This is a genomic window from Actibacterium sp. (assembly GCF_041584535.1).
Taxonomy (GTDB): Bacteria; Pseudomonadota; Alphaproteobacteria; order Rhodobacterales; family Rhodobacteraceae; genus Actibacterium_D.
This window is the reverse complement of the sequence record NZ_JBFHDW010000193.1, coordinates 1-5196: the sequence shown is the minus strand read 5'-3', so window position 1 is coordinate 5196 and position 5196 is coordinate 1. Positions and strand designations below refer to the sequence as shown.

Here is a 5196-nt window from a genome sequence, read left to right as displayed (position 1 = left end):
GGCAACCGGCGCCTTGGCTGCGGCACAGGGCCTGCGCCCGCGCGCCCGCATCCTTGGCCATGCCAGCCACGCGCAGGCGCCGTCGCAATTCCCCACCGCCCCGGTGCCGGCCGCGCAAAAGCTGCTGGCGCGGCTGGGGTGGGACAAGGATTCGGTTGATCTGTGGGAGGTGAACGAGGCCTTTGCCGTCGTGCCCATGGCCTTCATGCAGGAACTCAGCCTGCCGCGCGACAAGGTCAACGTGAATGGCGGCGCCTGTGCGCTGGGCCATCCGATCGGCGCCTCGGGCGCCCGGATCATCGTTACCCTGCTGAACGCGCTTGAACGGCGCGGCCTCAAGCGCGGCGTTGCGGCGATCTGCATCGGTGGAGGCGAAGGCACCGCTATCGCGATCGAGCGGCTCTAGGTCTTTTCCTGGGATAAATACTCATGGCGCTGCCCTCTGGCCCTGCGCCGCGGTTGCGGCTAGAGAACCGCCATGATTGATACCTATTCTCCGCCCGACGCACCGCTGGACATCCTGCACCACGACCACGCGATCCTGATCGCGAACAAGCCTGCGGGCTTGCTGTCGGTGCCGGGCCGGGGCGCGCATCTGGCCGATTGCCTGATCAGCCGCATCCAGACCGTGTTCCCCGAGGCGCTGTTGGTGCATCGGCTGGACCGCGATACCTCGGGCGTGATGGTGTTTGCCCTGACCCCGGACGCGCAACGCCAGCTTGGCCGCCAGTTCGAAGAGCGCAAGGTCAAAAAGGTCTATGTCGCGCGGGTCTGGGGACGGCTTGAGCCAAAGACCGGCACCGTCGATCTGCCGCTGATCGTCGATTGGCCGAACCGGCCGAAACAGATTGTCGATCATGAAAACGGCAAGCCCGCCATCACCGATTGGCGGGTGCTGCGCTATGAACCCGAGACAACGCGGGTGCGGCTGATGCCGCAGACCGGGCGCAGCCACCAGTTGCGGGTGCATATGCAGGCGCTGGGTCATCCGATTCTGGGCGACCCGTTTTATGCGACCGGCGCGGCCCGCGCCGCGCCGCGCCTGATGTTGCATGCTGAAAGCCTGCGCATTCGTCATCCCGATGGCGGCATCGGGATGACCTTTTCCGCGAAAGCGCCGTTCTAGGCGGCAGGATCAGTCGGCGGTCCAGCCCGCGACCGATTTGACCTCGCAGAAATCTTCCAGACCCCAGACACCGCCTTCGCGACCATTGCCGGAATGCTTGACGCCGCCGAACGGCGCACCGGCGCCGCGCGATTGGCCATTGATTTCCACCATGCCGGATTTCAGGGCGCGGGCCACACGGTTGGCGCGGGCGCCGTCCTGAGACTGGACATAGTTGGTCAGGCCATAAACCGTGTCATTGGCAATCGCGATGGCGTCTTCCTCGGTGTCGAACGGGATGATCGACAGGACCGGGCCAAAGATTTCCTCGCGGGCGATGGTCATCTGGTTGTTCACATCGGCAAACACCGTCGGGCGCACGAAATAGCCGCGGTTAAAGCCTTCGGGGCGGCCCAGACCGCCAGCGACCAGACGCGCGCCTTCCTCGATGCCCTTGGCGATCAGGCCCTGCACCTTGTCGAATTGCGCGGCGCTGACCACCGGGCCCATATGGCGGCCGCTTTCATGGGCCGAGCCAACCGAGATCGCGTTGGTGGCGACATCGGCGGCAATCTCGACCGCCTGATCGTAGATCGCGCGCTGCACCAGCATCCGGGTCGGGGCATTGCAGGATTGACCAGTGTTCTGGAAGCAATGCACCGCACCGCGTTTGACGGCCTTTTCATCGGCATCGGCGAATACAAGGTTGGCACCCTTGCCGCCCAGTTCCAGATGCACACGCTTCAGGCTGTCAGCCGCGGCCTTTGAGATCGCAATCCCGGCGCGGGTCGAGCCGGTAAAGGAAATCATATCGACCTCGGGGTGGACCGAAAGCTGCGTGCCCACGCCCACGCCATCGCCGTTCACCAGATTGAACACGCCAGCGGGAACGCCGGCCTCGTGCAGAACCTCGGCAAAGACAATCGCCGACAGCGGCGCGATTTCCGACGGTTTCAGAACCATCGTGCAGCCGGTTGCCAAGGCCGGAATGACCTTGAGCGCGATTTGATTCATCGGCCAGTTCCACGGGGTGATCAGGCCGGTAACGCCGATCGGTTCCAGCAGGATGCGATCGTTCGGCGCATGGGCGCCCAGCATCCGGTCGAATTCGAAATCCTGAAAGGCGCGGATGAAATTCTTGATATGGGTGCGACCCGAATTCACCTGATTGGTGCGGGCAAAGTCGATGGGCGCGCCCATCTCGGTGCTGATCGCGTCGCCGATATCGTCGCTGCGGCTGATATAGACCTCAAGAATACGCTCAAGCAGCGCCATGCGCGTGGCCTTGGGGGTGGTGGACCACGCCGGGAACGCCGCGCGGGCGGCGGCAACAGCGGCATCGGTATCAGCCTGACCGCCAAGCGAGATAACGGCACAGGTTTCCTCGGTTGACGGGTCGATGACCGGGAAATCATTCGGCTGAATCGGGTCAACCCATTGGCCGTTAATGTAGAATTGGCGCTTTTCGATCATCGGTGCCTCCTGTGGCAAATCGCGCGTCACTCTGTCACCCCGTGAATTTCTCCGCAAGCGGGGGATGCAGAACAGCGGTTTTGTTTTATCTATGACGCAGCGACAAAATTTCGAGATGCAAAACAGGAGATTCCGATGGGACTGCGCATCAATGACACCGCCCCGAACTTCACCGCCGAGACCACCGAGGGGCAGATCGACTTTCACGACTGGATCGGCGACAGCTATGCGATCCTGTTTTCCCACCCCAAGGATTTCACCCCGGTTTGCACCACCGAATTCAGCGCCGTCGCGCGGCTGGCTGACGAATTCGCCAAGCGCAACACCAAGGTGATCGGGATTTCGGTCGATGGCGTGGCCGATCATATGAATTGGAAGAAAGACATCGAATCCTACGCTGGCACCGCCGCAAGCTTTCCGATCATTGCTGACCCGGATCTGAAAGTGGCCAAGCTTTACGATATGCTGCCCGCAGGCGCCTATCTGCCCGAGAACCCGACCCCGGCGGATTCCCAGACCGTGCGGACCACTTTCATCATCAGCCCCGACAAGAAGGTGCAGTTGATGCTGATCTATCCGATGAGCGTCGGCCGGAACTTTGATGAAATTCTGCGGGCTTTGGACGCTGTTCAAGCCGGATTGAAAAACCCGATCGCCACGCCGGCCAACTGGCGTCCGGGCGAGGATGTGATCGTGAAAACCGCCGTTTCGACCGAGGATGCAAAGGCCTGGTTCGGCGAGGTCAAGGAAATCTTCCCCTATCTGCGCACGATCAAGGCGCCGAAATAATCAGGCCAGGGCGCCGGGCGAAATCCCGGCGTCACCACCACCGCCGCGCGGCAGGATGCGGCATCTTGGCGTAATCTTCGCAGAAGGTGACGTTCGGTAAATACGGTTGCAGCGACGACTGATAGATCGCGCGGATCTTGAAATAGTTGTTCGGCAACAAGGTCACTTGCCGCCCCAACAGCGCCGCGCAAATCCCGACATGCAGGCGGTTTGTCACCACATGCCGATATTGCCCGATCCGCGCCACGAAGCCGTCAATCGGGCTGGGCGTGCGGCCTTTGCGGGAAATATCGTGATTGCCACGCGGGATCTGAACCTGAGGCGGCATTTCCTTGTCTTTGCGCAGGAAATAGCCGGTGTCACGCCGGGGGGCCGGGGCATCGGGCCGCAGGAACAGCGCCATATCGTGACAGAACCGCGCGTTGGGCATGTTGTGCAGGCTTTCGAACCGGTCCCGCGCATAGAACACCGCGTTTTCCGAGAACCCGGCCTTGGCCAGCGGCTCGGGATAGGTGGCGGGCAGAAAGACTGCGCTTTCAAACTGATGCGACATCTGTGCCAGCGCCGGAATCCAGTTATAGGCGCTGTAATAAATGCCACAGCCGTTGAACAGCATCACCGGCTCGGGGTGGCCGGTCAGCGCCTTAGCATCGGCCAACGAGATCCGGCCCTTGCGCAAATCCATCGCCTTGGCGCGGGCATAGCGAAAGCCGTGCTGTTGCAGGAATTGTTCGGTCCCCTCGCGGATCAGCGCATCGCCCCAATTGCCGGGGTTCATCAGGAACAACAGCGGCCGGTCACCGGCGATGACTTTCAGATCATCGGCCAGGGTCGTGAACGCCTGTTCCAGCCCCGCGCGCGGCACGCCTAGCTGTCCTGAATCTGTTTCTGAAAGTTCTGCCAAAGTTTAAGGGCTTTGCGTTTGTTTCTGCGCATGACGACCTGTTTCCGCAAAGCATAACGAAAGGTTCGCCGTTGTTTAAGACGCGTATTGTCATCGCCGCCGATGTCGCTGTCGACCTCGGTGGTCCAGAACGGTTTTGGCTTCACGCTTAGACCGGCATCGGTGTCGGTGTTCCAGATGCGCAGAAAATGATCGACCGGCGCATAGATCGGGGTGGCGGCGCGCAGAAATTCCTGCGCCCCGGCGCGCGACCACAGGATGGCGGTGGTCTTGTCGGGAAAATAATGCGCCCGGCACAGCACGTGATCTTGGGCGGCGCCATCGAAAGCATGCAGGTGCGAGGCATAGCGCTTTACCCCTCGGCACAGGTTCACCATGTGCCAGTTGTCCACCTGACCGGCGGCAAGATAATCCACCAGCGCGCTGAGAACCGGCTTGGCGTGCGGGCCGACGGCGATGTCGTCCTCCAGCACCAGCGCCATCGGCGCATCGCTGTCCAGAAACAGCCTCAACGCCTTGATGTGGCTCAGGTAACAGCCCACCTCGCCACCGCTCAGAAGGCGGCCGTGACGTTTAAGCGCAAGTTTGGGATCATAGCCGGGCAAATCAGACGCAGCGCATTTTCTGCCATCAACGGCGGGCACGCGCTGAAACGTCAGGCCTGCGGCGTCCAGTTGGCGCGTCGCGGCCTGCAAGCGATCATCGCTGCCATCAAGGTTGATCAGAAAGATGGGGAGCGCGTCTGTCATCGGCACCTCATGCTCGGTCGTAAGCCGGGGCCTATTGCCACTGGGCGGATCAGGCAACCCGCTTTCCGCGGGTTGCCTGTTTATTTTCAGAAATCAGTCTTCAGAGACTTCTTCTTTGGCCAGCTCTTCGCCGGTTTCCTGATCGACCATCTTCATCGCCAGACGCACCTTGCCGC

The 5196-nt window shown here is 61.7% G+C and carries 6 protein-coding genes and 1 pseudogene; 4 read left to right on the top strand and 3 right to left on the bottom strand.

The window, feature by feature from the left end:
* Window positions 1-406: pseudogene (locus ABYW26_RS10160) on the top strand (acetyl-CoA C-acetyltransferase); the annotation flags it as partial.
* A 72-nt stretch (window positions 407-478) separates the two neighbouring features.
* Window positions 479-1126 (top strand): RluA family pseudouridine synthase, encoded by a 648-nt coding sequence (locus tag ABYW26_RS10155; RefSeq protein WP_372604725.1) that lies wholly within the window; start codon window positions 479-481, stop codon window positions 1124-1126.
* A 9-nt stretch (window positions 1127-1135) separates the two neighbouring features.
* Here the strand turns inward: ABYW26_RS10155 and ABYW26_RS10150 are convergent, their stop codons facing one another.
* Complete coding sequence (locus ABYW26_RS10150) at window positions 1136-2578, bottom strand: aldehyde dehydrogenase family protein (RefSeq protein ID WP_372604724.1); 1443 nt, start codon at window positions 2576-2578, stop codon at window positions 1136-1138.
* A gap of 135 nt (window positions 2579-2713) precedes the next feature.
* Between ABYW26_RS10150 and ABYW26_RS10145 the strand changes: the two genes are divergently transcribed.
* On the top strand, window positions 2714-3367 hold the full coding sequence (locus ABYW26_RS10145) for a peroxiredoxin (protein WP_372604723.1): 654 nt from the start codon (window positions 2714-2716) through the stop codon (window positions 3365-3367).
* Window positions 3368-3398: 31 nt separating this feature from the next.
* Here the strand turns inward: ABYW26_RS10145 and ABYW26_RS10140 are convergent, their stop codons facing one another.
* On the bottom strand, window positions 3399-4232 hold the full coding sequence (locus ABYW26_RS10140; RefSeq protein WP_372604721.1) for a polysaccharide pyruvyl transferase family protein: 834 nt from the start codon (window positions 4230-4232) through the stop codon (window positions 3399-3401).
* A 2-nt stretch (window positions 4233-4234) separates the two neighbouring features.
* Entirely contained in the window at window positions 4235-4945 is a 711-nt protein-coding gene (locus ABYW26_RS10135) for a glycosyltransferase family 25 protein (protein ID WP_372604727.1), read from the bottom strand.
* Here ABYW26_RS10135 and ABYW26_RS10130 point away from each other — a divergent pair.
* A partial coding sequence (locus ABYW26_RS10130; RefSeq protein WP_372604728.1) for a hypothetical protein occupies window positions 4838-5196 on the top strand: 359 nt, incomplete at its 3' end. The two genes, ABYW26_RS10135 and ABYW26_RS10130, sit on opposite strands and share 108 nt — an antisense overlap.